This is a genomic window from Micromonospora sp. NBC_01392 (assembly GCF_045040125.1).
Lineage (GTDB): Bacteria > Actinomycetota > Actinomycetes > Mycobacteriales > Micromonosporaceae > Micromonospora.
Genome location: NZ_CP109549.1, coordinates 6,186,682 through 6,213,520 on the forward strand (window position 1 = coordinate 6,186,682; position 26,839 = coordinate 6,213,520).

At 75.1% G+C, this 26,839-nt stretch carries 20 protein-coding genes; 11 read left to right on the plus strand and 9 right to left on the minus strand.

Annotation, left to right across the window (positions count from 1 at the left end):
* Nucleotides 1–4: 4 nt before the first annotated feature.
* Complete coding sequence (lysX, locus tag OG767_RS26865) at nucleotides 5–3,316, minus strand: bifunctional lysylphosphatidylglycerol synthetase/lysine--tRNA ligase LysX (protein WP_405091025.1); 3,312 nt, start codon at nucleotides 3,314–3,316, stop codon at nucleotides 5–7.
* A gap of 210 nt (nucleotides 3,317–3,526) precedes the next feature.
* Here lysX and OG767_RS26870 point away from each other — a divergent pair, with 210 nt between their 5' ends.
* From OG767_RS26870 to OG767_RS26885, 4 genes are all read left to right on the plus strand, one after another.
* Complete coding sequence (locus OG767_RS26870) at nucleotides 3,527–4,675, plus strand: glutamate--cysteine ligase (protein WP_405091026.1); 1,149 nt, start codon at nucleotides 3,527–3,529, stop codon at nucleotides 4,673–4,675.
* 41 nt (nucleotides 4,676–4,716) lie between these two features.
* Nucleotides 4,717–6,090, plus strand: coding sequence for an FAD-dependent oxidoreductase (locus OG767_RS26875; RefSeq protein ID WP_405091027.1), 1,374 nt, complete (start codon nucleotides 4,717–4,719; stop codon nucleotides 6,088–6,090).
* Between the two features lie 122 nt (nucleotides 6,091–6,212).
* Nucleotides 6,213–7,634, plus strand: coding sequence for a WGR domain-containing protein (locus tag OG767_RS26880; protein WP_405091028.1), 1,422 nt, complete (start codon nucleotides 6,213–6,215; stop codon nucleotides 7,632–7,634).
* Complete coding sequence (locus OG767_RS26885) at nucleotides 7,631–8,578, plus strand: aminoglycoside phosphotransferase family protein (protein ID WP_405091029.1); 948 nt, start codon at nucleotides 7,631–7,633, stop codon at nucleotides 8,576–8,578. Before OG767_RS26880 ends, OG767_RS26885 begins: the two co-directional genes overlap by 4 nt.
* Nucleotides 8,579–8,666: 88 nt before the next feature.
* Here OG767_RS26885 and OG767_RS26890 read toward each other — a convergent pair whose 3' ends face one another.
* Together OG767_RS26890 and OG767_RS26895 are read right to left on the minus strand one after the other, a co-directional pair.
* Nucleotides 8,667–9,476, minus strand: a complete 810-nt coding sequence (locus OG767_RS26890) for an Fpg/Nei family DNA glycosylase (protein ID WP_405091030.1) — start codon at nucleotides 9,474–9,476, stop codon at nucleotides 8,667–8,669.
* 25 nt (nucleotides 9,477–9,501) lie between these two features.
* Complete coding sequence (locus OG767_RS26895) at nucleotides 9,502–9,807, minus strand: hypothetical protein (RefSeq protein WP_405091031.1); 306 nt, start codon at nucleotides 9,805–9,807, stop codon at nucleotides 9,502–9,504.
* A 311-nt stretch (nucleotides 9,808–10,118) separates the two neighbouring features.
* Between OG767_RS26895 and OG767_RS26900 the strand changes: the two genes are divergently transcribed.
* The 6 genes from OG767_RS26900 to rocD all read left to right on the plus strand — a co-directional run bounded on the left by OG767_RS26900 (nucleotide 10,119) and on the right by rocD (nucleotide 16,530).
* Nucleotides 10,119–10,361 (plus strand): hypothetical protein, encoded by a 243-nt coding sequence (locus OG767_RS26900; protein ID WP_405091032.1) that lies wholly within the window; start codon nucleotides 10,119–10,121, stop codon nucleotides 10,359–10,361.
* Between the two features lie 264 nt (nucleotides 10,362–10,625).
* Entirely contained in the window at nucleotides 10,626–11,363 is a 738-nt protein-coding gene (locus OG767_RS26905) for a cellulose binding domain-containing protein (protein ID WP_405091033.1), read from the plus strand.
* 5 nt (nucleotides 11,364–11,368) lie between these two features.
* Nucleotides 11,369–12,820 (plus strand): RICIN domain-containing protein, encoded by a 1,452-nt coding sequence (locus OG767_RS26910; RefSeq protein ID WP_405091034.1) that lies wholly within the window; start codon nucleotides 11,369–11,371, stop codon nucleotides 12,818–12,820.
* Nucleotides 12,821–12,970: 150 nt separating this feature from the next.
* On the plus strand, nucleotides 12,971–13,957 hold the full coding sequence (locus OG767_RS26915; RefSeq protein ID WP_405091035.1) for a thrombospondin: 987 nt from the start codon (nucleotides 12,971–12,973) through the stop codon (nucleotides 13,955–13,957).
* Between the two features lie 543 nt (nucleotides 13,958–14,500).
* Entirely contained in the window at nucleotides 14,501–15,316 is an 816-nt protein-coding gene (gene ddaH / locus OG767_RS26920; protein ID WP_405094321.1) for a dimethylargininase, read from the plus strand.
* A complete protein-coding gene (rocD, locus tag OG767_RS26925; protein WP_199199986.1) occupies nucleotides 15,316–16,530 on the plus strand; it encodes an ornithine--oxo-acid transaminase in 1,215 nt (404 codons plus the stop codon). Before ddaH ends, rocD begins: the two co-directional genes overlap by 1 nt.
* Before the next feature lie 61 nt (nucleotides 16,531–16,591).
* Here the strand turns inward: rocD and OG767_RS26930 are convergent, their stop codons facing one another.
* From OG767_RS26930 to OG767_RS26955, 6 genes are all read right to left on the minus strand, one after another.
* On the minus strand, nucleotides 16,592–17,743 hold the full coding sequence (locus OG767_RS26930; protein WP_405091036.1) for an FHA domain-containing protein: 1,152 nt from the start codon (nucleotides 17,741–17,743) through the stop codon (nucleotides 16,592–16,594).
* Between the two features lie 211 nt (nucleotides 17,744–17,954).
* Entirely contained in the window at nucleotides 17,955–19,007 is a 1,053-nt protein-coding gene (locus OG767_RS26935) for a fatty acid desaturase family protein (protein ID WP_405091037.1), read from the minus strand.
* 145 nt (nucleotides 19,008–19,152) lie between these two features.
* Nucleotides 19,153–22,893, minus strand: coding sequence for an SCO7613 C-terminal domain-containing membrane protein (locus OG767_RS26940; RefSeq protein ID WP_405091038.1), 3,741 nt, complete (start codon nucleotides 22,891–22,893; stop codon nucleotides 19,153–19,155).
* A gap of 47 nt (nucleotides 22,894–22,940) precedes the next feature.
* On the minus strand, nucleotides 22,941–23,261 hold the full coding sequence (gene cutA / locus OG767_RS26945) for a divalent-cation tolerance protein CutA (RefSeq protein ID WP_107160928.1): 321 nt from the start codon (nucleotides 23,259–23,261) through the stop codon (nucleotides 22,941–22,943).
* Between the two features lie 56 nt (nucleotides 23,262–23,317).
* Nucleotides 23,318–24,340, minus strand: a complete 1,023-nt coding sequence (locus OG767_RS26950; protein WP_405091039.1) for a 1-acyl-sn-glycerol-3-phosphate acyltransferase — start codon at nucleotides 24,338–24,340, stop codon at nucleotides 23,318–23,320.
* Nucleotides 24,340–25,173, minus strand: coding sequence for a patatin-like phospholipase family protein (locus OG767_RS26955; protein WP_405091040.1), 834 nt, complete (start codon nucleotides 25,171–25,173; stop codon nucleotides 24,340–24,342). Before OG767_RS26955 ends, OG767_RS26950 begins: the two co-directional genes overlap by 1 nt.
* 162 nt (nucleotides 25,174–25,335) lie before the next feature.
* Here OG767_RS26955 and OG767_RS26960 point away from each other — a divergent pair, with 162 nt between their 5' ends.
* Complete coding sequence (locus OG767_RS26960; protein ID WP_405091041.1) at nucleotides 25,336–26,835, plus strand: serine/threonine-protein kinase; 1,500 nt, start codon at nucleotides 25,336–25,338, stop codon at nucleotides 26,833–26,835.
* Nucleotides 26,836–26,839 lie beyond the last annotated feature (4 nt).

Genomic DNA, 26,839 nt, shown 5'->3' on the forward strand with positions numbered 1-26,839 from the left:
ACGGTCAGGAGGACTCGCGAACCAGCGGGAAGGGCAACGTCTCCCGGATCGAACGGCCGGTCAGCAGCATCACCAGGCGGTCCACGCCGAGCCCCAGCCCACCGGTCGGCGGCATCGCGTACTCCAGCGCGGTGAGGAAATCCTCGTCCAGCTCCATCGCCTCCGGGTCGCCGCCGGCCGCCTGCAACGACTGCGCGGTGAGCCGCCGCCGCTGCTCGGTCGGATCGACCAGCTCGGAGTACGCCGTGCCCAGCTCCATCCCGTACGCCACCAGGTCCCAGCGCTCGGCCAACCGGGGATCACGCCGGTGCTGCCGGGTCAACGGCGACACCTCGGTCGGGAAGTCGAGATAGAACGTGGGCGCCCCGGTACGCGCCTCGACCAGCCGCTCGTACAGCTCCAGCAGCACCGCGCCGGCCGACCAGCGCGGATCGAACGGCACCCCGGCCGCGTCGGCCAGCTTGCGCAGCGCGGCCAGCTCGGTGTCGGCGGTGACCTCCTCGCCCAGCGCGCCCGAGACCGCCTCGTGCACCGTGACCGCGCGCCACTCGCCGCCCAGGTCGACCAGCTCGCCGCCGGGCCGGCGGGCCACCGGCGCACCGTGCACCGCGGTCGCCGCCGCCACGATGAGCTCCCGGGCCAGCGCCCGCATGTCCTGGTAGTCGGCGTACGCCTGGTACGCCTCCAGCACGGTGAACTCCGGGTTGTGGGTGGCGTCCACGCCCTCGTTGCGGAACGCCCGGCCCAACTCGTAGACCCGCTCGATGCCGCCCACGGCGAGCCGCTTCAGATACAGCTCCGGCGCGATCCGCAGACTCAACCGCAGGTCGTACGCGTTGATGTGGGTGACGAACGGGCGGGCGTTCGCGCCACCGTGCACCCGTTGCAGGATCGGCGTCTCCACCTCCAGGAAGTCCCGCCCGGCCAGCCCGGCGCGCAGGCTGTGCAGCGTCACGCTCCGGGCCCGCACCATCTCCCGGGCCGCCGGGTCCAGCGCCAGGTCCAGGTACCGCTGCCGGACCCGGGCCTCCGGATCGGCCAGCCCGTGGTGCTTGTCCGGCAGCGGGCGCAGGCACTTGGCGGTCAGCTCCCAGCCGGACACCCGCACCGACACCTCGCCGCGTCGGGTCGCGTACACCTCGCCGGTGGCGCCCACGTGGTCGCCGATGTCGACAGTCGACCGCCACCGGTCCAGGTCGTGCTCCAGCATCACCTGAAGATCGCCGCTGCCGTCCCGGACGGTGGCGAACAGGACCCGCCCGTGGTCGCGGACCAGCAGCACCCGCCCGGCCACCGCCACCGTCTCCCCGGCGCCGGTGTCCGGGGCCAGCCCGGCGTGCCGGTCCCGCACCGCCGCGCAGCTCGCCGTGCGCGGATAGCCCACCGGGTACGGGTCGACGCCGGCGGCCCGCAGCCGGTCGAGCTTCGCCACGCGTACCCGGATCTGCTCCGGCCGGCGCGCGGCGGGCGGCTCCGGCGGGACGGCCCGGACCGCCGCGGCGGTCGGCGGCACGTAGCCGATCCCGCCGCCGGCCGGCGGCACCCCGTGCAGCGGCGTGGGCCGCCCACCCGGCAGGGCCAGGAAGCCCTCCGCGGCGACCGCCGCGAGACCCACCCGGGCCAGCTCCCGGCGCTCGGCGAAGCAGAGGTAGCGCGGCGTCCAGTGCGGTTGGTACTTCGCGTTGGAGAGGTAGAGCGACTCCAACTGCCACCAGCGGGAGAAGAAGAGCAGCGTGTGCCGCCAGGCCCGGATGATCGGGCCGGCGCCGATCCGCGCGCCCTGCTCGAACACCGACCGGAACGCGGCGAAGTTGAGCGACACCCGGTCGACGCCGAGGCGCGGGCCGGCGGCCAGCAGCGCGGCCACCATGAACTCGGTGACGCCGTTCTCGGCGGCGCGGTCCCGGCGCATCAGGTCCAGCGAGACGCCGCGCGTGCCCCACGGGCTGAACGAGAGCAGCCCGCGCACCCGGCCCGCGCCGTCGCACGCCTCGACCAGCACGCAGTCACCATCGGCCGGGTCACCGAGCCGGCCCAACGCCATCGAGAAGCCGCGCTCGTGCCCGGTGTCCCGCCACGCGGTGGCCAGCCCGGCCACCGCGGCCAGCTCCTCCGGCGGGATCTCGGCGTGCCGGCGGACCCGGGCGGTGTAGCCGGCCCGCTCGACCCGGTGCACCGCCTGCCGGACCGGTCGCATGTCCCGGCCGTCCAGGTCGAACTCCCGGGTGTGCAGGATCGCCTCGTCGCCGAGCTGGAGCACCTTCAGGCCGTGCCGGCGGTACGCCCGCGCGCCGGCCTCGCTGGCGCCGAGCACCGCCGGCGTCCACGCGTACGCCCGGGAGTGCTCCAGCCACGCCTCGATGGCCGGCCCCCACGCCTCCGGGTCGCCGACCGGGTCGCCGCTGGCCAGGCTGACGCCGTTGACCACCCGGTAGGTGAGCGCGGCCTTGCCGCTGGCCGAGAAGACGGCGGCCTTGTCCCGCCGGGTGGCGAAGTAGCCGAGCGAGTCCCGCTCGCCGTGCCGGGCCAGCAGCTCCCGGATCCGCTCCTCCTCGCCGGCGTGCAGCACCGCGTTGGCCCGCTGCGAGCGGACCAGCGTGAACAGCGCGGCCAGGAACGCCGTCGCGCCGAACGCGCCGAGCAGCAGGTTGACCCAGCCGGGCGCCTGGCCCCGACGGGTCAGGTCCAGCGTGATCGCGCCACCGAAGACCTTCTCCACCGCGTAGCCCAGCCGGTCCGACCAGGTGTGCAGGCTGCCCGGCTCGACCAGGAGCAGCAGATAGCCCAGGCCGACGAAGGCGGCGGCCAGGCCGGCGAGCACGCCCAGCGCACGCCAGGTGCTGCCGGGCCGGACCCGGGCGTAGAACTCCCGCCGCGCGGCCACCAGCAGCGCCACCGCGGCGGCGGCGAACGCGATGCCGACCCAGACGCCGATCGTCTCCAGCGTGCCGAAGAGGCGCTGGCCGGCGGCGTGGTTCAGCTCGTTGGCGCCCACCATCAGCAGCAGCCCACCGGCCGTCAGGCCGACCACCAGCGTGAGACTGAAGTAGACAAGCAGCACCCACCAGGCCAGCCGCTTGCGTCGCCTCGCGGCGGCGGCGAGGACGCCGAGGAAGACCGCGTACGCGAGGTTCGCCGGCGCGGGCACCAGCAGCGCGTCGATCGCGGTGCGGACCGGTTGGACGTCGGCGGCCACCGCGCTGCTCAGCGCCGCCAGCGCGCACACCGCCGCGATCACCGCGAGCAGGATCGCGAAGCCGCGCGGAACCTGGGCGCGAACGCCGGTCACCGTGCGCGACGTGCCGTTCGGAGTCACCACGACCTCCTCCGGCCCGGCGACCGCCCGCCGGGCCGGCTCATCGTAGTCCCGCGTCCCGTCACCCGACGGCCCTCCGGGGCACGGCGGCGCACGACCGACCGGGCGAATCGGGCCGACACGCCGTCCGACGCGTTTTCGTGCATCGACACGGTGGGTAACAGAGCGTCGACCACGCGGCACCGTGTCGCGGCCGGTCGGAAAGAGACGGTGGTGGCGATGAGCGGCTCAGTGGCGGAGCGGGAACGGCACGCCGCCGAGGGCGGGACGGACCTGCTGACGGTCGGCGTGGAGGAGGAGTTCCTGCTCGCCGATCCACACACCGGGACCGCCGTGCCCGCCGTCGAGCTGGTGATGGAGCAGGTGCCGGCCGAGCTGCGCGGCCAGGTGGAACGCGAGTTCCAGACCAGCCAGATCGAGATCGGCAGCCCGCCGGGGCTGGAGCTGTCCTCGATCCGGCACTCGCTGGGGATGCTCCGCGCCGAGCTGGCCGACGCGGCCGAGCGGGCCGGCGTACGCCTGCTGGCGATCGGCACCGGGCCGGTCGACGGGCCGGTGCCGGCGGTGGTGGACAAGCCGCGCTTCGACCGGATGATCGAACGGTTCCGGCTGCTGGTGCCCGGTCCGGGCAACAACGGCATGCACGTGCACGTCGGCGTGCCCGACCCGGACACCGGCGTGCGGGTGCTCAACCACGTCCGGCCCTGGCTGCCGATCCTCCAGGCGGTCACCACCAACTCCCCGTTCTCCCGGGGCGCGGACACCGGCTACGCGAGCTGGCGCTCGATCGAGTGGGAACGCTGGCCGTCCGTGGCGCCCACGCCCTACCTGGAGTCGCACGAGCACTACCAGCGGCTGATCCGGCAGCTCATCGCCAGCGGCGTGATGCTCGACGAGGGAATGCTCTACTGGTACGCCCGGCTCTCCGCCAAGTACCCGACCGTGGAGATCAGGATCGGCGACGTCTGCCCGTCGGTGGACGACGCGGTGCTGGTGGCCGCGCTGGTCCGGGGCCTGGTCGCGACCGCGCTCACCGACATCGCGGCCGGTCGGCGGGCCGTCAACACCGACCATCACCTGCTGGTCGCCGCGCACTGGCGGGCCGCCCACGACGGGCTGGAGGGCCAGGGCGTCGACCTGACCGACGGCGAGCTGCGCCCGGCCTGGGAGCTGCTGGAGCGACTCGTCGACCGGCTCCGCCCGGAGCTGGCGCGGCACGGCGACCTCGACCGGGTGACCGAGCTGCTGGACGGCCTGCGCCGGCACGGCAGCGGCGCGGCCCGGCAGCGGGCGGTGTTCGCCCAGACCGGCAAGCTGGTCGACGTGGTCGCGGACGTGGCCCGGCAGACCCGTGGTTGAGCCGCCCCGCGGCCCGGTCGGGGCGTGACAGGATGGGCGGCGTGGCGGAGCGGATGATCGTCGTCGGCGGGGACGCCGCCGGCATGTCGGCGGCCTCCCAGGCGCGGCGCCGCCGCGACCGGGCGGACCTGGAGATCGTCGCGTTCGAGCGGGGACACTTCACGTCCTACTCGGCCTGCGGCATCCCGTACTGGGTGAGCGGCCTGGTGCCGGAACGCGACCAACTCGTCGCCCGCACCCCGGCCGCGTTCCGCGACGACTTCGACATCGACGTCCGGACCCGGCACGAGGTCACCGCCATCGACCTGGACCGCCGCGAGGTGGTCGCCCGGGACCTCGACGGCGGCGGCGAGGTCCGCGCCGGCTTCGACACGCTGGTGTACGCCACCGGCGCCACCCCGGTGCAGCCGGAGTGGGCCCGCGGCGAGGTGGCCGGCGTGTTCGGCGTGCAGACGCTCGACGACGGCGCCGCGCTGCTCGACTGGCTCGAACGCGAGCCCCGGCCGCGGCACGCGGTGGTGGTCGGCGGCGGCTACGTCGGCGTCGAGATGGCCGAGGCGCTGGTGCACCGCGGGCTCACGGTCCAGTTGGTCGAGCAGGCCGCGCAGCCGATGGCCACCGTGGACCCGGACATGGGCGAGCTGGTCGGCGAGGCGATGCGGCAGGTCGGCATCGGCATCCGCACCGGGACGACGGTCACCGGCCTGGAGGAACGGGACGGCCGGATCGCCGCGGTCGTCACCGACGAGGGGCCGGTCCCGGCCGACGTCGTGGTGCTGGGTCTCGGCGTACGCCCCAACACCCGGCTCGCCGAGGCCGCCGGCCTGCCGCTCGGGCCGTCCGGCGCGATCCGGGTGGACCGCCGGATGCGGGTGCCCGGCGTGCCCGGCGTGTGGGCGGCCGGCGACTGCGTGGAGAGCCTGCACCGGGTCAGCGGCATGCCGGTGCACGTCCCGCTCGGCACGCACGCCAACAAGCAGGGCCGGGTCGCCGGGATCAACATCGGCGGCGGGTACGCCACGTTCCCCGGCGTGATCGGCACCGCCGTCACCAAGGTCTGTGAGCTGGAGGTCGGGCGCACCGGGCTGCGCGAGCGGGACGCCACCGAGGCCGGGTTCGAGTTCGTCACGGTGACCGCCGAGTCGACGAACCGGGCCGGCTACTACCCGGGCGCCCAGAAGATGACCGTGAAGCTGATCGCCGAACGGCCCAGCGGGCGGCTGCTCGGGGCGCAGATCGTCGGCTGGTCCGAGGCCGCCAAGCGGATCGACGCGTTGGCCGTGGCGCTGTGGAACGGCATGACGGTGGACGAGATGACCGCGCTCGACCTGGGCTACGCACCCCCCTACGCCCCGGTCTGGGACCCGGTGCTGATCGCCGCCCGCAAGGCCGTCGACGCCCTCGCCGAGAGGTAAGGAGGGGCCCCCTCTTAACGCCTTCTGCATAGGAGGGTGCCCCGCTTAACATCCGGCTCCCTGTCAGGGGGTGGGGCTAACTTGTGCGCGTTGCTGGTTCGGCGCTTTCCTTGGAGGTCCCCTTGTCGCCGGAGACGACTTACCTCGAACTGTCCGAAGTGGATGGTGCGGCCCACAAGTTCTACGAGGTGGTGGTCGACGACACCGTGCTGACGGTCCGCTACGGGCGGATCGGGGACCAGGGGCAGGTGAAGACCAATGCTTTTCCGGACAACACCCGGGCCCGGGCCGCCGCGGCGAAGAAGATCGGCGAGAAGATCCGCAAGGGCTACGCTCCGGCAGTGCCCGGCGTGCGCCGGAAGCGGCCGGTCTCCCGCCGGGAGATCGTGAGCACCCGCTCCACCGCCCGCACCGCCCCGGTCCTCTGGCGGTACGCCTCGGGCGCGCCTGCCTTCGGCATCTTCGTGGACGGGCGGCACTGCATGGTCGGCAACGAGCACGGCGTGATCACCACGCTGGACCACGACGCCCGGATGGTGAACCAGGTCCGGCTCCCCGACGGCGTGAAGTGCATCGTCGCCGACGACGCCTGGGTCTACGCCGGCTGCGACGACGGCAACGTCTACGACCTGTCCGGCAAGGTGCCCCGGGCGGCGTACGCGATCGCACCGGAGATCGACATCTACTGGCTGGACATCCACGACGGCGTCCTCGGCGTCTCCGACCGCGAGGGCGGCGTCGCCGCGTTCGACCACGAGGACGAGTTCCTCTGGCGCCGGGCCGGGCGTGGCCGGTCCGCCTGGATGGTGCGCTGCGACGCCGACGCGCTCTACCACGGCCACTCGCAGGGGGTCACCGGCTACGACTGGCGCACCGGGCGGGAGCTGTGGCACACCCGTACCGGCGCGGTGCTCTTCGGCTGGCAGGAGCGCGACACGGTGTTCGCCGGCACCGGCACCCGGGAGGTGGTGCGACTGCGCAAGGACGGCCGCGCCGAGCGGACGTACCGCTGTGACGCCGCGGTCTTCTCCTGCGCCACCGCCGAGGACGGCCGGTACGTCTTCGCCGGGGACAGCGCCTCCTCGATCTACTGCTTCGACGAGGCCGGCAACCGGCTGTGGAAGCTCGGCACCGGCTGCGGCTCGGCGTACTCCATGCAGTATCACGACCAGCGGCTCTACGTGGTGACCACCAGCGGCCACCTGGCCTGTATCGACGCCGACGAGACGGCGATCCGGGCGGCCGAGACGGGCGACGTGCCCGAGGTGGTGGACGTCAAGGCGCCGGCCCGGCTGCCCGAGCCGGCCGCCTGGGCCACGGTCGAGGTCACCACCGACGCTCGGGACGGCGTGGTGGTGCAGTGCGTCGAGCACGGCGGCCGGCTGCGGGTCCACGTCCTCTCCGACGGCTACCAGCGGGACTGGTCGGTCCAGTTCCCGAAGGGCATCCGGGAACCCGGGGCCCGCTACCTGGTCAGCGAGGTCCGCGAGTCCGGCCGGGGTGGCTTCTACCGGGCGTACGGCGACATCCGGCGGCTGCGGTGACCGCGACCGGGTCCCGACGGGCCGGGGTCGGGGCGGCGCCGGACGCCGCGCTCGGTCAGGATGGCCGGATGCGGTGGGAGATCCCGGACGGGTTGCGGTGGACCGAGCGGACACCGCTCGGGCGGGCCTGGCTGGCGGAGCTGCCGGACCGGTTGGCGGAGTGCGAGGCGCAATGGGAGCTGACGGCCGTCGGGCCGCCGTTCGCCTACGCGTTCGCCTCGCTGGCCCTGCCGGCCGAGCTGCCGGACGGCACGCGGGCGGTGCTGAAACTTCAGTACCCGGACGACGACAGCGTCCACGAGGGCACCGCGCTGGCGCACTGGGCGGGCCGGGGCGCGATCCGGCTGCTCGCCCACGACGCCGACCGCCGCGCGCTGCTGGTCGAGCGCTGCGACCCGGGCGTACCGCTGCACACGCTGGCGCTCGACGAGGCGCTCGACGCCGCGGTCGGCCTGCTGCCCCGGCTCGCGGTGCCGGCCGGCCCGCCGTTCACGCCGCTCGCCGAGGAGGCGGCCGGCTGGGCCGAGCGGATGCCGGCCAACTGGCGGCGGACCAACCGGCCGTACGAGCGGCGGCTGCTCGACGCCGCCCTCGGCCTGCTCGCCGAGCTGGCTCCGGACCAGGGCGAACAGGTGCTGGTCAACCAGGATCTGCACGCCGGCAACGTGCTGGCGGCCGACCGCGAGCCGTGGCTGGTCATCGACCCGAAACCGCTTGTCGGCGAGCGGGAGTTCGCGGTCGTGCCGCTGGTCCGGGGCGCCGAGCTGGGGCACTCACCGGCGGCGGTGCGGCACCGGCTCGACCGGCTCAGCACCGAGCTGGGCCTGGACCGGGCCCGGGTCCGCGGCTGGGCGATCGGCCAGACGCTGGCCTGGAGCGTCGGCGGCGACGAGGTCTTCCCCGGCAACATCGAGGCGGCCCGCTGGCTGCTCGACGAGACGTGACAGGCCCACCCACCCGCCGGCCGGGCCGGCGACGTCACCCGGGAAGCCACCTGCTGGCCGGGGCGGCGAGCCGGCGGCGTGCGGCAGCTCAGTCGGCCTGGCAGGTGGGGCACCAGTAGAGGTTGCGGCCGGCCAGCGTGCCCCGGCTCACCGGGGTGCCGCAGACGTGGCAGGGCGCGCCCGGGCGGCGGTAGACGTACACCTCGCCGCCGTGCCGGTCGACGCGCGGCGCCCGGCCGGTCGCCTCCGGCAGGTCCGCGTCGCGCACGGTGTCGATCCGGCCGCGCCCGACCGCGCGGGTCATCAGCATCACCAGGTCCGCCCAGAGTTCCGCCCAGCCGGCCGGCGTCAGCTCCCGTCCGGGCAGCAGCGGCGGCAGCCCGGCGCGGAACAGCGCCTCGGTCACGAAGATCAGCCCGGTGCCGGCCACCACGGACTGGTCCAGCAGCAGCGCGGCGAGCGGGGTGGGGCTGCGCCGGATCCGCGCGTACGCCCGGTCCGGTTCGGCGTCGGCGCGCAGCGGGTCCGGGCCGAGCCGGCCGCGCAGCACCGCCACCTCGGGCGGGGTGAGCAGCTCGCAGGCGGCGGGGCCGCGCAGCTCCAACCAGTTGCGGTCGCTGTGCAGGCGCAGCCGGAGCTGGCCGACCGGGGCCGGCGGCTCCCCCGGCCCGTCGGCGAACCTGCCGTACAGCCCGAGGTGCACGTGCAGCGTCAACTCGCCGGCGTAGTGGTGCAGCAGGTGCTTGCCGTACGCCTCGGTGCCGTCCAGGACGGTGCCGGTGAGCCGGGCCGCGCCCTCGGCGAAGCGCCCCTGCGGGCTGTCGGCGTGCACCTTGTCGCCGGCGAACAACTCGGCGTGGCGGGCGGCGAGTCGGTGGATGGAGTGTCCCTCTGGCACAGGTGCCAAGGGTAGCCAGCCCCGCTCACCTCTGCCGGCTGACCGCCGCCAGGTCGAGCAGGTGGGCCAGGCGGTACCGCAGCACCCGCGCCTGCCCGACCGACAGCACCACGGCGGAGGCCGCGCCGCCCAGGCTCACCATCGTCTGGGCGGCGGGATGCAGCGCCCGCACCAGCCCGACCTCGACGACTGACGAGTCCGAGCGGTTGGTGTCCACCCGGCGGGCACGGGAACAGTGTCGGCCGCGGAGCCGGCAGCGGTCCCGGTCGCACCACCGTGGGTGGGCCAGGTCGTCCGGGGCGGCGAGGGCACCGGTCGGATAGACGAACACGTGCCCGCAGGGCCGCGACACCCCGGGCCCCAGACCGATCGGGTACGCGTCCAGCCCGGCCCGGCCCAGCGCGGCAATCGCGTACGGGGTGTGCGCCGTACAGCTCGATCCGCAGCGTCGCCGGTGCTCCGCACTCGGGCAGGGTGGGTAGGTTGCTCACGGACGCCTCCTCGTGGGTGGCTGAGGTCGCCTGACTCAATGCCAAACTACCAGTGTTCATTTGGCCTCATCAAGTAGCTTTTCTTGTTGACTGTTGGCCAATTATGATCGCGAAATTTACGCTGTATTTGGCCGATGAGATCATCTGTGGCATGGCCAACCGACTGGCGGATGCGGTGCGCGCGTTTCACATGGCGCAGGCGACCGCCGCTGCCTCCGCCCAGCGCGCGGCGGAGGATCGGGAGAAGGTCACCGAGGCACGCGACCAGCTCGCCACCGCCATCGTGGAGGCGTCCCGGGGCGGCATGCGCCAGGTCGACATCGTGCGGGTCACCGGTTACACGCGTGAGCGCGTACGCCAGATTCTGCGCTCCCACGGCATCGCGCCCGACTAGTCCGCGCCGCCCGCCCGCCGGGTGACCACGGCACGGGACGTCATTGAATCGACGTCTGTCGAATGCCAGACTGACTCCGGTCGCGCTCGGGAGCCGGGGCGAGCCGCTCGATCCAGCAGGAGAGTGACGCGCGGGGTGGTGTGCCACCCGGCGCCGGGCAGTCCTCTCCGGCAGTCCGCCGTGCCGCCGTTGCGCCACCGGGGCGGTTGAACGCCACCACCGCCGATCGCGCCGCGGGGCCCGCAGCTCAGCTCAGGAGCGCAGATGATTCGTACCCTCGGCGCGGCTCTGGCCGCCGCCCTCACCCTGACCGGCCTGGCCGCCTCGACCGGCGCCGCCCGGTCGCCCGCCACCGTCATGACGACGCCCGCGCCCACCCCGACGGTGGCGTGCCCGCCGGCGCTACCGGTCAGCGGCCAGGTGACCGGCACCACCGCCACCAGCGTCGCCATCAGGTACTCGATCCTGCTCCGCCCGCCCTGCGGTTACGACCCGCCGATGGTCGTCACGCTCTTCACCAGCCGCGAGGACGCCACCGGTTGGCGCAATCCGGTAGCCGAGGCCGTCTCCGGGCCAGAACTCTTCGGGACGGTGACCGTCGACGGGCTGACGCCCGACACCGACTACTGGTTCCGGTTCAGCGACGCGCACGGCACGCGCGATCCGTACATCGTCGGCGGGCCGGCGCGGACGCTGCCGACGTCGACGTGCGCCGCGACGGCCACCATCGACAGCAGGTGGTACGGCGGCTTCATCGCCACGGTCACCGTGCGCAACACCGGAACCGAGCCGATGCGTGGCTGGTTGGTCTCGTGGCGGTGGTCCGGCGACGAGCGTATCCAGTCGATCTGGGGCGGGGTGGCCGAGAGCGCCGGCCAGAACGTGACGGTCCGCAACGCCTCCTGGAACGAGACGCTGGCGCCGGGCGCCTCGACGACGTTCGGGCTGATGGTGGCCGTCAGCGGCTGGTCCAGCGGCTTCACGCCGGTCTGCGGTCGGTGACCGGCATGCGGTCCCCCACGGACGGATCGATCGGACGCCTGCTGGCGGCCGGGACGGCGCTGGTCATGGCCCTCGCGATGACGGTCGGGCCGGCCACAGGCGCGCTGGCGGCACCGGTGACGGTCACCAACGGCACGCAGTTCACCGACACGAGCGGCGCGGTGGTGCACGCCCACGGCGGCGGCGTCCTCAAGGTCGACAACTACTACTACTGGTTCGGCGAGAACCGGAACCCGGACAACACGTTCCGGGCGGTCTCCGTCTACCGCTCCACGGACCTGCGCACCTGGGAGTTCCGCAACAACGTGCTGACCCAGTCGTCGGCGGCCGAACTACAGCGGGCCAACATCGAACGGCCGAAGGTCATCTACAACGCCGGCACCGGTCGGTTCGTGATGTGGATGCACAAGGAGAACGGCTCCGACTACAGCGAAGCCCGGGCCGCCGTCGCGTCGTCGGCCACGGTGGACGGCGCCTACACGTACCACGGCAGTTTCCGGCCGCTCGGGCAGCACATGTCCCGGGACATCACGCTCTACAACGACAACGGCACCGCATACATGATCTCGGCGGCCAACGAGAACCGCGACCTGAACATCTACCGGCTCACGTCGGACTATCTCAACGTCGCGGGCCTGGTGGGCAACTTCTGGGCCGGCGCGACCCGCGAAGCGCCCGCGATGTTCAAGCGGGGCGGCACGTACTTCCTGCTGACCTCCGCGGCAACGGGCTGGAGCCCGAACCAGGCCCGGTACGCCACCGCGTCGAGCATCTCGGGGCCGTGGAGCGGCTGGACCGACGTGGGCAACGGCACCACGTTCAACTCCCAGCCCGCCTTCGTGCTGCCGATCCAGGGCACCGCCACCACCAGCTACCTCTACCTGGGTGACCGGTGGGCGGGGGCATGGGGCGGGCCGGTCAACGACTCGCAGTACGTGTGGCTGCCGATCTCGTTCCCGACCAGCACCAGCATGAGCCTGACCTGGTACCCGTCGGTCACCATCGACGCGGCCGCGGGGACGGTCACCGGTGACACGCCGGTCTCGTACCGCGTCACCGCCCGGCACAGCGGTCGGGTGCTGGACGTGATCGGCAACTCCACCGCGAACAACGCCGAGGTCAAGCAGTGGGCGTGGAACGGCGGCGGGAACCAGCGGTGGGAGTTCCAGGACGCCGGCGGCGGCTGGTTCCGCCTGGTGAACGCCAACAGCGGCAAGTGTCTGGACGTCGCCGACGCGTCCACCGCCGACGGCGCGAACATCATCCAGTACACCTGCGGCGGGGGCGCGAACCAGCAGTGGCAGTGGGCCGCGGTCGGCAGTTGGTTCCAGCTCCGGGCCCGGCACAGCGGCAAGTGCCTGGACGTGGTCAACGCCGCCACCGGCGACGGCGCGGACGTCCAGCAGTTCACCTGCGGCGGGGGCACGAACCAGCAGTGGTCACGTACCCAGTCCTGACGACGTCCACGTGACGGAGCCGGGCCCGTCCCCGCCGACCGGACGCCGGCCGGACGGGCCCGGTTCCGTCACCGGGTGTCGACTTCCGCACGTCTGGGTACCTCCGTACTGTCATGCGCGGCCTCCGCGCCTGCATCAGGAGGTACCAACGTGAACATCCTGTCCCGCCGGAACTCTCCGGCGCGTAGTACCGATGTGAACGGCGACGGGGTCGTGGACGCCCGCGACGGGGCCCCCGCCGCCGACGGCACCCCGGCCGTGGACGGAACGGCTGACCGGCCGGTGGTGACCGACCGGGACGCGGTGCGGACCACGTACCGCAGCGGCGCGACCGCCACCGAGGCGGAGCGGGCCGCCGACGCCGGGCCGGTCGCCGACGCGAAGCCGGCCGGCGACGCCGGACCGGTCACCGGCACCGGACCGGTCACCGACGCGGCGCGCGTCGAGACCGCGCCCCGCACCGGTGAGGCGGAGCGGCGGGCGGCGCAGCGGGCCGCCGCGGCCCGGGCCGCGACCAGCCGGCCGTCGGGTCGGAGCACGCGGACCGTCGACCCGGAACCCGCCCGGGAGCAGACCGTCGACCTGAACGGGGACGGCCGCCCGGACCGTGCCGTCGACCTGGACGGCGACGGCCGCCCGGATCGTGCCGTCGACCTGGACCGGGACGGTCGCCCGGACCGTGCCGTCGACCTGGACCGGGACGGTCGCCCGGACCGTGCCGTCGACCTGGACCGGGACGGTCGCCCGGACCGTGCCGTCGACCTGGACGGCGACGGCCGCCCCGACCGGGAGGTCGACCCGGAGCTGACGAAGAAGCCGCGGGCCAGCCTGCTCGCGACGCTCGGTCTGATCGTGTCCGTGGTCGGCGCGCTCTTCGTGCTGTCCGGCACGCTGGCCGGCTACGGCATCGCGGTCGGCGCGGTCGGCGCGGTCCTCGCGGTGCTGGGTCTGATCGCCACCCGACGCCGGCACGTGGCCGGGAAGACCGACGCGCTGATCGGCATCCTGGTCGGCCTGGCCGCCGTGGTGCTCGGCATCGTGGCGATGACCGGCCAGTTCGACTGGCCGACCACGGACGGCGAGTGGGTGGGCCGACTCCGCGAGTGGCTTGATTCACAGTTTGTCGATCGATTCTGAGGGCACTGTTCCACTCGCCGGCAGCGACCGGCAGCCCGACAAAGCTCCGGTGGTTCACCGGGCAGCTCCGGTGGTTCACCGGCAGGGCAACACCCTTTCGGGGGGCGGCGATTCGCCGCCCCCCGAAGTGTTTTCCCGCCCCGAGCGCCCCGAGATCTTGGTACGGAATGGCCCCCAGAGGGGCCGCAACCTTCCAAGATCTCCGCGGATCTCGACGGGTGGAACGGTCTTTCCTGATGGTGGGAGTGGCGGGATGCCGGGGCGCGAGGAGGGTGGAAAGGCGCGTCGAGCGACGTCAGGTCGCCGTGATGGCGGCAAACCGGAGGCGTCCGACGCTGAGCGGCGGCGAGGGAACCGGACGGCCACGGAGTGCGTGGACGCAACAATCGGCCGAGGAAGAGCCCTTAGACGCAACGATTAGCTGCTCAACGCACGGTATCGCGGTGGAAGTCGACGCACCGGGCCGCATACGGTTGAGCCACGGCGCCAGCCCGTGGGCCGACCGTGGCCGGGCGCGCCCGACCCTGGGAGCACCACATGACGATGGACGTTACCCGCCAGCGCCTCCTGATGTGCCGGCCGACGTACTTCGCCGTCGACTACGCGATCAACCCGTGGATGGACCCCACCGCCCCGGTCGACGCCGACCTGGCGATCCGGCAGTGGGAGCAGCTCCACCAGACGTACCTCGACCTGGGGCACGAGGTCGAGCTGATCGACCCGGTCGCCGGCCTGCCGGACATGGTGTTCGCGGCCAACGGCGGCACCGTGATCGACGACAAGGCCATGGCGGTGCAGTTCCGCGACCCGCAGCGCGCCGACGAGGCGCCCGCGTACCGGGCCTGGTTCGAGGCCGCCGGCTTCGAGATGTACGACCCGAAGCACCTCAACGAGGGCGAGGGCGACGTCCTGCTGGTCGGCGACCACCTGCTCGCCGGCACCGGGTTCCGCACCGCGCACGCGTCGCACGCGCAGCTCCAGGAGGTCTTCGGCTACCCGGTGGTCACCATGCAGTTGGTGGACGCCCGCTTCTACCACCTGGACACCGCGCTGACCGTGCTCGACGAGCGGACCGTGGCGTACCTGCCGGAGGCGTTCTCGCCGGGCAGCCAGGCGGTGCTGCGCCGGCTCTTCCCGGACGCGATCCACGCGACCATGGCCGACGCCGAGGTGCTGGGCCTGAACGCGGTCAGCGACGGCCGGCACGTGGTGCTGCCGGCGCAGGCCACCGACCTGGCCGCGAAGCTGCGCGACCGGGGTTACGAGACCATCGGGATCGACCTGTCCGAGCTTCGCAAGGCCGGCGGCGGACCGAAGTGCTGCACGTTGCGACTCCGTCAGGGAAAGGCGATCAAGTGATCATCGACGACATGCTGCGGACACCCTCCGCGGTCCGGGACGCGGAGCGCCACACGGCGCACAACTACCACCCGCTGCCCGTGGTGATCTCCTCGGCGGAGGGCGCCTGGCTGACCGACGTGGACGGCCGCCGCTACCTGGACTGCCTGGCCGGCTACTCGGCGCTGAACTTCGGCCACCGGCACCCGAAGCTGATCGAGGCGGCGCACGCCCAGCTCGACCGGCTCACGCTGACCAGCCGCGCGTTCATCCACGACCAGTTCGCCGACTTCTGCCGGGAGCTGGCCGCGCTCTGCGGCAAGGAGCTGGTGCTGCCGATGAACACCGGCGCCGAGGCGGTGGAGACCGGCATCAAGGTCGCCCGCAAGTGGGGCTACCAGGTCAAGGGCGTCACGCCGGGCCAGGCCAACATCGTGGTGGCGGAGGGCAACTTCCACGGCCGGACGACCACCATCGTCAGCTTCTCCACCGACGAGGACGCGCGGGCCGACTTCGGGCCGTACACGCCGGGCTTCACCGTGGTCCCCTACGGCGACCTGGCCGCGCTGACCGCGGCGATCGACGAGAACACGGTGGCCGTGCTGCTGGAGCCGATCCAGGGCGAGCAGGGCGTCGTGGTGCCGCCGGAGGGCTACCTGCCCGGCGTACGCGAGGTCTGCACCGAGCGGAACGTGCTGTTCATCGCCGACGAGATCCAGTCCGGGCTGGGGCGCACCGGCGCCACGTTCGCCTGCGACCTGGAGGGCGTCGTCCCGGACATGTACCTGCTGGGCAAGGCGCTCGGCGGCGGCATCGTGCCGGTCTCGGCGGTGGCCGCGAACGCCGACGTGCTGGGCGTGCTCCAGCCGGGTCAGCACGGCTCCACGTTCGGCGGCAACCCGCTGGCCTGCGCGGTCGCCACCGAGGTGGTCCGGCTGCTCGCCACCGGCGAGTTCCAGCGTCGCTCGGCCGAGCTGGGCGAGCGGCTGAAGGCCGGCCTGGAGGCGCTGCTCGGCAAGGGCCTCGTCGCGGTCCGGGTGCGCGGTCTCTGGGCCGGCGTCGACATCGACCCGGCGCTGATGAGCGGCCGGCAGGCGTGCGAGCGGCTGATGGAGCGCGGGGTGCTGGCCAAGGACACCCACGGCTCGACCATCCGGCTCGCCCCGCCGCTGGTGATCACCGCCGACGAGATCGACCACGCGGTGGCACAGCTCGCCGCCGTGCTGGCCGGCTGACGGCGTACGCGAGAAAGGGCGCCGGGACCACGACGGTCCCGGCGCCCTTCGCGCTCGTGGGTCAGGGACGCGGCAGCCGCATCGCCATGGTCGGCGCCTCGGCCATCACCGAGTTCGGCGTGTACGTCGCGTCGCTGGCCGTCTCGGCGGCCCGCCCGATCTGCACGCCCGGGTACAGCTCGATCAGGTCGCCCTCGCCCAACGCCCGGGACTGCTGGGGCGGCAGCGGGATCCGCTCCGTCTCGACCATCGACCCGCCCGGCCGGATGCCGGAGCCGTTGGTGCTGGTGTCGGTGACCACCACCTCGCCGCCGCGCCCCAGGTCGAACCGGACGTGGCTGCGGCTGATCCAGCGGCGGGCCTCGTCGTTGAGCCACTGGCCGAGCGTCACGCCGCCGGGGCCGTCCGGGGCCCGGCCGACCGCCACCGGCTCGGCCTCGGTGAGCACGAACCGCTTCCGCACCAGCCCGCCGATCCGCACCGCCAGCACCTCGCTGCGCGGGCGCTGCCCGGCGTCGGAGAGGCGGCTGCCGTGCCGGGGGCAGGTCGGCGCGCCGGTGCGCAACGTGGGCGGCGGCTGCTCGGACGGGGTCCGGTCGATCGCGGCCAGGTCGGCGAAGGCGCCGCCGCCCCCGCCGCCGCCGAACAGCGCGCAGCCCGGCTCGGGGCAGCGCCACTGCCGGGAGAGCAGCTTGACGCCGGCCGGTGAACGGGTGCCGGCGACCGGATCCTGGCCGCCGCCGACGTGCGCGATGAAGACCGGCCCGCCGGCGCCGGGCACCGGCGCGAGCACCCGGCCGGCCTGGCCGAGCCACGGGTACCGGCCGACGAGCCCGTCCAGCCGGGCGCGGGTGAGCACCGGCAGGCCGAGCAGGTCGGCCACCTCCAGCATCCGGTCGCCGGGCTGGTCGAGCACCTCCACCAGGCCGTCGTCGGCCCAGCGGCGGACCACCATCCGCTCGTTGGAGGTCAGGTCGGCGTCGGACAGCAGCGCCCGGTGCACGATCGCGTAGACCTGGACGCTGTCCTCGCCGATCTGCCGGGACAACGCGTCGATCACCATCCCGAGCCGCAGCAGGCTGGCCGGCCGCCCGCCGTCCAGGTTCTGCCAGCGGATCACCTCGGCCAGGTCGACCACGGCCCGCGCCAGCAACGGGTCGGTGCAGACCCGCCCCTCGATGGCGTCCAGCACCTTGCTGATCTCGAATCTCATGCCGCGCTCCGCACCATGTCGTCGCTTGACCCGGCCGGGGCCGGTCGCCCACCGGGCCGCGCGTCACCCCGGCGACGCGCCGTCCCACCACTGCGACGACCCTACCGGCCGCGTCCGACGGCGGCGTTCCCCCGCACGCCGGAAGCGGCGCACGCCACCGGCCGGGCCGGGCGGGGACACCCCCTCGACGCCCCCGCCCGGCCCGCCCGGCTCAGCCCGCGCGCAACGGTCGCCCCACGTCGTGCAGGTGCGCCAACCCCTGCCGGTACGACTCGACCAGCCCGGCCTCCGCGTACGGGATGCCCTGCTCGGCGCAGTACGCCCGGACCAGCGGGCGGGCCCGGCGCAGGTTGGCGCGCGGCAGGTTCGGGAACAGGTGGTGCTCGATCTGGTGGTTGAGGCCGCCCAGCGCCAGGTCGACGAACCGGCCGCCGCGCACGTTGCGGGCGGTGAGCACCTGCTTGCGCAGGTAGTCGAGGTCGTCCTCGGCGGTGGGCATCGGCATGCCCTTGTGGTTCGGGGCGAACGCGCACCCCATGTAGAGCCCCCAGAGTCCCTGGTGCACGGCGGCGAAGAGCAGCGCCTTGCCCGGTGACATCACCGCCAGCAGCAGGCCGACGTAGCCGGCGGTGTGCGCCGCGAGCAGCGTCGCCTCCACGGCCCGGTGCCGCACCGGGACGCGCCACCGGCCGTCCGGCTGCCGACCGGCCAGCGCCCGGACGCTCGCCACGTGCAGCGCCAGCCCCTCCAGCAGCAGCATCGGGAAGAACAGCCACGCCTGCCGCCGGGCCAGCCACCGGCTCAGTCCCCGGGTCGCCTGCGCCTGCTCGTACGTCCAGACCAACGCGCCCGCGCCGACGTCCGGGTCCTCGTCGGCGTGGTTCGGGTTGGCGTGGTGCCGGTTGTGCTTGTCCACCCACCAGCCGTAGCTGAGCCCCACGGCGAGATTGCCGGCGACCAGACCGGCCACCTCGCTGGGCCCGCGCCGACGGAACATCTGCCGGTGCCCGGCGTCGTGCCCGAGGAACGCCACCTGGGTGGTGGCCACCGCCATGACGACCGCCAGCGGCAGTTGCCACCAGGAGTCGCCGACGGCCGCCACCACCGCCCAGCCGGCCAGGAACGCGCCCAGGGTGAGCGCGATGCGGACCGCGTACCGGCCCGGCCGCCTGTCGAACAACCCGGCCTCGGCGACCCGGCGGGACAGCCGCGCATAGTCGCTGCCCCGCCGGCCCTCCGGTGCCACCACCGTCGAAGTCGTCATCCGCGATCCCCCCGCTTGCCGTGGGCCACGCCTATTCGTGACCCTCGGTGATCATTCTGTCGAAATTCGTGGCCCTGGGTAATCCCGTCATCCCCCGAACCACCGGTGGGGTTGCCCCCACCCCTGGCCGGCGTACGGCGGTCGGTCAGGTCAGGCGGGTGACGGCGGCACGCAGGCGGGCCAGGTCGCGGCGGCGTCGCTCGTACGTGGCGGCCAGACCGATCAGCGCCAGGCCACCCAGCGCGAGGAAGACCCAGCGGGGCAGCAGGTCCCAACTCCGGGCCAGCTCGTGCAGCGCCAGCGGCACCAGCGTGGCCGCCCCCAGCAGGACCGGCGCCTGCCAGCGCCGGACCGCGCCGCCGAGCACCGCGCCGAGCGCCACCGCGCCCAGCGCCAGCCGGCGCAGCGGCTGCGGGTCCGGCGCCGCCAGCACCGAGACCAGGCTGGGCAGCAGCGCCGCGCCGAGCCCCGGGCCGAGCGCCAGCCAGCTCGTCAGCCCGGGCCGGCGCCGCAGCGCGAACAGGCCCGCGCCTAGGGCCAGCGCCGCCGCCGGCACCGTGTACGCCTCCAGCACCGCCACCCCGCCGGCCGCCAGCAGCAGCCAGCCGCCGAGCAGCTCGCTGCCGCCCGCGACCGCCGCGAGAGCCGCGCGCCGGCCCGGCGTCTCACCACGACGCAGCACCCGGACCGCCACCACGACGCCCCAGAGCGCGCAGACCGCCGCCGCGTACCGCAGCGCGCCGCCGGTGAGCAGCAGCGCGAGCAGCGCCACCGCCTGCGCCACCCCCTCCAGCACCGCCCCCGCCGCCCCCGCCCCCGCCGCCGCCCCCGCCGCCCACTTCGTCGATCTTGGAGTTGTGGCGCCCATGATGTCGGGATCGCGCTTTTTGCGAACGACCACAAGTCCAAGATCGACGATCCGGGGGGTGGTCCGCAGCGCCGGTGCGGCGTGCAGGGTCACCGCCGCGACGGCCAGCACCGCGAACCCGGCGGTCCGCAACGGCAGGCCGCCGGCCAGCGGCGCGGTGACCGCGAAGCCGGTGGCCGCGGCCACCGCGCCCAGCCAGCCGGCGAGCCGGACCGCGCCCGACCACCCCGCCAGGCCCGCCACCACGCCGGCCACCACCAGCGCCCCCAGCCCGGCCAACGTCCCCGCCCGGGTGGCGACCAGCCCGCCGAACCCGAACCCGCCGAGCACCGCCCCCGACAGCACCAGCACCGGCGACCACCAGCCCGGGGCCGACACCGGACCCGCCCCCACCGAGCCCGCCACCGACGCCGGACCCGCCCCCACCGGACCCGCCTCCGCCGGGGCGACCCCGCCGGCACGCACCGTCGACACCGGACGGTCGCCCACCGGGGCGGCCGGCCGTCCGACGCCGCTGGCACCAAACGTCGACACCGGACGGTCGCCCAGCGGGGCGGCCGGGACCGGACCCGCCGTGGCGGCGGTCAGCAGCGCGGCCAGGCCGGTGCCGAACGCCACCGCCGGCACCACCGGCCAGGGCGCGCCGGCCGCCGCGAGCAGCACCGGCAGTGCCACCGCGCCGAACGGCAGCGCCGCCCGCACGCGCCGGCCGACCGGCGTCCCGACCCGGGCGTACGCCGCCGCGGCGACGCCCAGCAGCAACAGCGTCAACCCGGCCCGGGCCGCCTCCGCCGGAACCGCCGTGCCGGCCGGCGCCCCGGACCAGGGCCGGACCGGCAACTCCCCCAGCACCGCCAGCGCGCCCGGCGCGGCGGCCAGCCCCGCCAGCCCGGCCAGCGCCGCGCCGACCACCCGCGGGGCGTACGCCGGCCGGGTCGTCCCACCACCGGCGGCCAGCGCCAGCAGCACTCCCGCCGCGGCGTAGAGCGCCACCGGTTCCCGGCCCGGCACGACAAGCGGCCCGAGGCCGAGCGCGGCGAGCGCCACCGCGAGCGCCGTCGAGGCGTACCCGGTCAGGTCGGGCCACCGGCGGCGGACCGCCAGCACGGCGACCACCGGCACCACGACGGCGGCCGCCCCGCCCCGCAGCTGCCACCAGGTCGGCGCGCCCAGGCCGAGCAGCGCGACGGCCACCGCCGCCGGTACGGCGAGCAGCGCCACGGCCAGCGCGACCCCGGCGACGACCGGCTGGGCGCCCGCACCGCGCCGGCCGAGCGCCGCCGCCGTCACGCCGAGCACTGCCGTCACCGCGAGCACCGCGACGGCGCCGGCCGGCGCGGCGCAGCCGACCAGCAGCGCGTGCCCGACCAGCACCGCGCCGGCCGACGCGGCGACTCCGACGACGACCCGGCCCCGGCGCGGCCGGGCCACGGCGCCCAGCAGCAACGCGGCGGCGACCGCGAGGTCGGCGACCAGCACCACCGGCCACGGCGTGCCCACCACGGCCGGCGCGGCGAGGACGGTCAACCCGGCGGTCACCACCCCGACCAGCGGCCGGGCGGCCCGGGGCGTCAGCAGCGCCACCGCGCCGGCGACGAGCAGCAACGCGGGCGGCAACTGCCAGCCCCAGGACGGCACGGAACCGCCGGGCCGGGCCCGGACCGCGGCGACCGCGACCGCCGCGGCCGTCACCCCGGTCAGCACGACGGTGACCTGTCCCAGCCCGGCGGCCACCGCGAGCGCACCGATCCGGGGCCCGGTCCGCAACCGCGCCGGAAGCGCCCGGACCGCGCCGGCCAGCACCGCCACCGTGAGCCCGGCCGCGAGCAGCAGCAGCCCGGGACGCTCGGCGGCGACCGGACGCACCAGCGCGGCGGCCAGCACCGGCACCAGCAGCCCGGCGGCCACCGCGCGCCACGTCCGGCCACCGGCCGTGTACGCGCCCGCGACCAGGGCGAGCGCCACCACCAGCAGCGGACCGCCGGCCAGCAGCGGGGTGCCGGCCGCGCGGCCGACCGCCAGCGGCACCAGCGCGAAGCCGGCGGCCAGGGCCAGCGCCGCGCCGTGCCCGAGCCAGCCCAGCACCTGCCCGGCCCGGACCGCCCCGCCGGCCGGGCCCGTGCCGGCGCCACCCCCCAGGCGCGCGCCGCCGGCACGGGCGGTCCGGCGGCGCAGGGCGACCACCACCGCCAGGTCACCGAGCGCCAGCACGGTCAGGGCCAGCGCCCAACCGGCCGCCGCCGGCCGGGCCGCCGCCACCGCCAGCGGCAGCACCGGCTGGGCCGCCAGCCACGCCGCGAACCACGGCGCGGTCAGCCGGCTGAGTCGCCCGTAGCCGGCCGCCACGGCAGCGCTGCCGGCCGCGACCAGGGCGGCGTACCGGCTGCCCGGCCAGCCGGCCACCCCGAACAGGTCCACCGACCAGGCGGCGTACCCGTCCAGGAGCACCAGCAGCAGCCCCACCGCGGCGATCGTCTCGGCGGTGCCGCGCAGCCCGCGCGCCCGGGCCAGCAGCGGCGCGGCGAGCGCCAGCACGGTGACGGCGAGCAGGATCAGCGCCCGGCCGGCCACCCCGAACGCGGCCCAGGCGACCGCGGTGAAGACGATCGCGGCGGTGCCGAGCAGCAGCCCACCGAGCACGAAGAGCAGGCCCTGCACCGCCCGGCCGGACGTCTCCGCGCCACCGGCGCGGGCCGGTCCGGCGACGGGCGGCGCCGGCCGCACCGGCTGCATCGGCTGCGGCGGCACCCCGGCGGTGACCGGCCGGGGCGCGGGGATCTCCAGGCGGATCCGCGCCGCCAGCGCCGTCCGTCGCTGCCGGGCCGTGGACAGCCGGCCGGCCAGCTCCTGGTACGCGACCCGGGCCGCGTCCACCCGCGGGGTCAGCGCGGCGATCTCCCGGTCCAGCCGGACCACCTCGGCGGCGGGCGGGTAGGGCGGGCGACCGCAGGCGCGGCAGCCGGCGACGAGGTCGGCCGGTGCGCCGCACCCGGGGCAGGGGTAGCCGGTGTTCTCCACCCGGTCAGCCTCGCCGGTGGCGGGGCGGGCGGACAGAGTAGGGGTACCTAGGGCCGGGTGTGTTCGCGTACCCAGGCGGTGTAGTCCGGGTTGCCGCTGTCCTCCCGGGCGACCAGGATCTCCGGCACCTCGTACGGGTGGCTGGCCCGGATCTGGTCGACAAGCGCGTCCACCCGGTCCGGCGTGGTCTTGAAACGCACCGACCACTCGGCGGTGGTCTGGATCGCCGACTGCCACCAGTAGGTGCTGTCCACCGGGCCGCCGACCTGGGCACACGCCGCCAGACGGCCGGCGACGGCCGCAGCCGCCAACACGTCCGCCACCCGGCGGGCGTCCACCACCGTCGTCACCACGCAGATCTGGTCCACCAGCGCACCCTACGCGGCGTCCGGGCCGGACCGCCGCAACCGGGCACGAAAGCCACTCAGGCGTCGACCGTGCCGTCCCGGGTGGCGGCGATCCACTTGTCGATCCGGGCCCACCAGTCGAACAGCCAGTCGATGCGTTCCTGCTTGCCGGCGGGGACCTCCTCCGGCGGCACGGACCAGAACCGCATCACGATCCGCTTGTCCATCGGCAGCTCACGCCACACGTCCGCGACCGTGAGCAACTGGTCCAGGCCGGTGTGCGCCACGAAGATCACCCCGGCGTCCGGCGCGGCGTCCAGCGCGGCCAGCAGTCCACCGGGCTGCGGGGCGAGCACGTGCTGCATCCGCTCGGCCCGCAGCGCCATCCGCTCCAGCCCGAGCGACCGCAGCCGGGCGATCGCCCGCAGCCGGCGCGACGGGGTGAAGTTGCCGCCCTCCGGGAAGATCACGAAGGCGTCGTCGTCATCGAGGCCGGCGGCCAGGTGGCTGATCTGCCGTACCGCCGCGTCCCGGCCGTCCGCGCCGGGCGCGATGAACCGGTTGGGCAGCCGGTTGAGCAGCACGTCGATCGCCGGGTCCCACTGGAGGCTCTCCTTGAGCACGATCCGGGGCTCCCGGTGGAACCAGTTCACCAGCGCGTGGATCAGGATGAACGAGTCACCCGGCCCGGCGTGCCGGCAGAGCACCAGCTCGGGGCGGCCGGGCAGCGCGGTGTCCGGGTCGGTGCCGACCACGTCGATGCTCAGCCGCAGCGTCCACCGGGCCTGCCAGAACAACACCCGCAGGAAGCGGCCGGCGACCACGTAGTGGGCCCGCTGGAACGCCGGCGACCGCTTGTACCGGCCGAAGCCGGAGGCCAGCCAGAGCACGAAGAGGGTGAGCAGCGCGGCGGCGTCCCAGACCAGGTAGACGGTGCCGATCCAGAGCAGCCGCAGCGGGCGCAGCCGCCCCGGCACCAGCGGTGACGCGGCCAACGCCAGCAGCGCCCAACCGGGCAGCGTGGTGACCACGACGACGGCGAGCAGCACGACGCCGGGCCCGAGCAGCAGCCGGCGCAGCCAGCGGGGTGGCAGCGGCATCAACGCTCCAGCGCGGTGTCCAGGTAACGGCGGGAGGCGGTGTACGCCCGGCTGATCCGCCGCCCCACGGCCGCCATGTCCCGGTACGCCCACGGGCTGTCGTCGCGCGGCTCCAACCCGCCGGTCGGCAGCACGTGCACCTCGACGCCGTCGGGCAGCGCCGCCATCTCCCGGGCGAACCGGTGCCGGCGGGCGACCTCGAACGCGACCTGGGCGACCTCCCACGGCCGACGCGGCGGGCTCAGCTCGCGCTCGATCCGGCCCACCTGAAGCACGAAGATCTGCGTCGCGCCGGCCGCCACCGCCTCGCCGACCGGGATCGAGTTGACCACCCCGCCGTCGATGTAGTGCTGGCCGGCGATCTGGGCGGGTGGCAGCAGCCCGGGCACCGAGGCGGACGCGAGCACCGCCGGCACCACCGGCCCGTCGGAGAACCAGTGTTCGGCGGCGCGCTCGATGTTCGCCGCGCAGCACCGGAACGGCACGGCCAGGTCGGCGAAGGTGGTCGCCTCACCCAGTTCGCTCTCCAGCAGGCGGCGCAGTGGGCGGGGCGAGTGCAGGTGGGTCCGCGCGGCGAAGCGGCGGAGCTGCCGGGCGACCGAGTCGCCGTACACCTCGCTCGCCTCCGGGGAGGCCCAGAGCCGGACCAGCCGGTCGGTGACCGCCTCGGTCGGGTCGGCGGCGACCAGAGCGCCGTTGACCGCGCCGATCGAGGTGCCGAGCACCAGGTCGGGCCGGATCCGGGCGCGGAACAGGGCGCGCAGCATGCCGACCTCGACCGCCCCCAGCACTCCCCCGCCACCGAGCACGAACGCCACCGGACCGCCTGCCATGCCGTTCATCCTGGCACGGGGCGCGCGGTCCGGCCCGGCGTGCCCGACCGGGCACGGTGCGCCACGGCCGACGCGCGGATCGTGACGGGCTTCCGGACGCCGTTGACAGGCCGGACACATTCCCGCAACCTGGTAGCGCTCCCGAGCCCAGGCAGGTGCGAGGTGAAGGCGACACTCCAAGCCGGCCGTCTGCTGGCCCGGCGGTACCGGCTCATCGACCGGATCGGCGCCGGCGGCATGTCGGTGATCTGGCGGGCCCGCGACGAGGTGCTCGACCGGGTGGTGGCGGTGAAGGTGCTCGCCCCCTCGCTCGCCGCCGACGCCCGGTTCCGCGACATGGTGCGCGAGGAGGCCCGCTCGGCCGCGCAGCTCGACCACCCGCACGTCACCGCCGTGCACGACTACGGCGAGACGGTGGCGCCGGACGGCTCGATCACCTCGTTCGTGGTGATGGAGCTGCTCAGCGGCGAGGAGTTGGAGCACCGGCTGACCGAGGGGCCGCTGCCCTGGGCGGCGGCGGTGGAGACGGGCGCGCAGGTGGCCGAGGCGCTGGCCGCGGCGCACCGGCTCGGCATCGTGCACCGCGACGTCACCCCCGCCAACGTGATGATGACCGGCGTCGGGGCGAAGGTGCTCGACTTCGGCATCGCCACCCGGGTCGGCGCGCCGGACGAGGACGAGGACGGCGGCACGTTCGGCACCCCGGCGTACGTGGCGCCGGAACGGCTGGACGGGGCGCCGGCCCAGCCCGCCACCGACGTCTACTCGCTGGGCGTGCTGCTCTTCGAGACGCTGACCGGCCAGCCGCCGTACCCGGCGGACACCTGGGAGCAGCTCAGCGCCGCGCTGGCGGAGCACGCGCCGCCCACGCTGGACGGCGTACCCGGGCTGCCGCGGCCGGTCGCGGAGATCTGCCTGCGCTGCCTGGCCCGCGATCCGCGGGACCGGCCCACCGCGCACCGGGTGGCGGCCGTGCTCCGCGACCAGTTGCTCCCCGCCGATCCGCAGGCCGCCACCATGCTGGCGCCGACCATGACACTGCCCGCGCTGAGCCGGACGGCGGCCCCGCCGACCCAGCCGGTCCCTGTCCCGCCCGCCCCGGCGGCCCAGCCCGGCCCGGCGGGCGGACCCGGTCCGGTGGACGAACCGGCGCCGGTCGGTGGGCCGGGCCGACGCCGCGTCCTCGCGCTGGCGGGGGCCGGGGTGGTGCTGGTCGCCGCCGCCGCGTTGCTGGTGCCGGCGCTGACGCCGGACCGGACGGTCGAGCCCCGGGTGCTGCCGACCGCCGGGCCGGTGGAGACACCCACCGGCGTGCCGACCGGTGACGGGGACCCGACCACCACGCCGCCGCCCGAGCCGACCCGCGCGCCGGCCGCCACCGTCCCGGCCGCGCCGACCGACGAGCCGGCCGATGCGGCCGAGCGGGTGGACGGGCTGATCGAGGCCGGGCTGACCGACGGTCAGATCCGCAGCGACGTCGGCGTGGACCTGCGCAACCTGCTGCGCAACGCGGTGGCCGCGAACGGCGAGGACGAGGTGACCGCCGCGGTGGAGCGACTCCGCGGCAAGATCGCCGAGCGCCGACGGGAGGGCAGCATCACCCCCGGGTACGCGCGGCAGCTCGACGCCGCGGCGGCGGCGCTGGTGGTCGGGCGCACCTGACCGG

What these genes read in the sequence shown, in the direction of transcription:
- OG767_RS26900 (WP_405091032.1), top strand. Translation starts at nt 10,119, where the DNA reads ATGGCCAACCGACTGGCGGATGCGGTGCGCGCGTTTCACATGGCGCAG.
- OG767_RS26905 (WP_405091033.1), top strand. Translation starts at nt 10,626, where the DNA reads ATGATTCGTACCCTCGGCGCGGCTCTGGCCGCCGCCCTCACCCTGACC.
- OG767_RS26910 (WP_405091034.1), top strand. Translation starts at nt 11,369, where the DNA reads ATGCGGTCCCCCACGGACGGATCGATCGGACGCCTGCTGGCGGCCGGG.
- ddaH (WP_405094321.1), top strand. Translation starts at nt 14,501, where the DNA reads ATGGACGTTACCCGCCAGCGCCTCCTGATGTGCCGGCCGACGTACTTC.
- OG767_RS26930 (WP_405091036.1), bottom strand. Translation starts at nt 17,743, where the DNA reads ATGAGATTCGAGATCAGCAAGGTGCTGGACGCCATCGAGGGGCGGGTC.
- OG767_RS26935 (WP_405091037.1), bottom strand. Translation starts at nt 19,007, where the DNA reads ATGACGACTTCGACGGTGGTGGCACCGGAGGGCCGGCGGGGCAGCGAC.
- OG767_RS26950 (WP_405091039.1), bottom strand. Translation starts at nt 24,340, where the DNA reads ATGCCGCTGCCACCCCGCTGGCTGCGCCGGCTGCTGCTCGGGCCCGGC.
- OG767_RS26955 (WP_405091040.1), bottom strand. Translation starts at nt 25,173, where the DNA reads ATGGCAGGCGGTCCGGTGGCGTTCGTGCTCGGTGGCGGGGGAGTGCTG.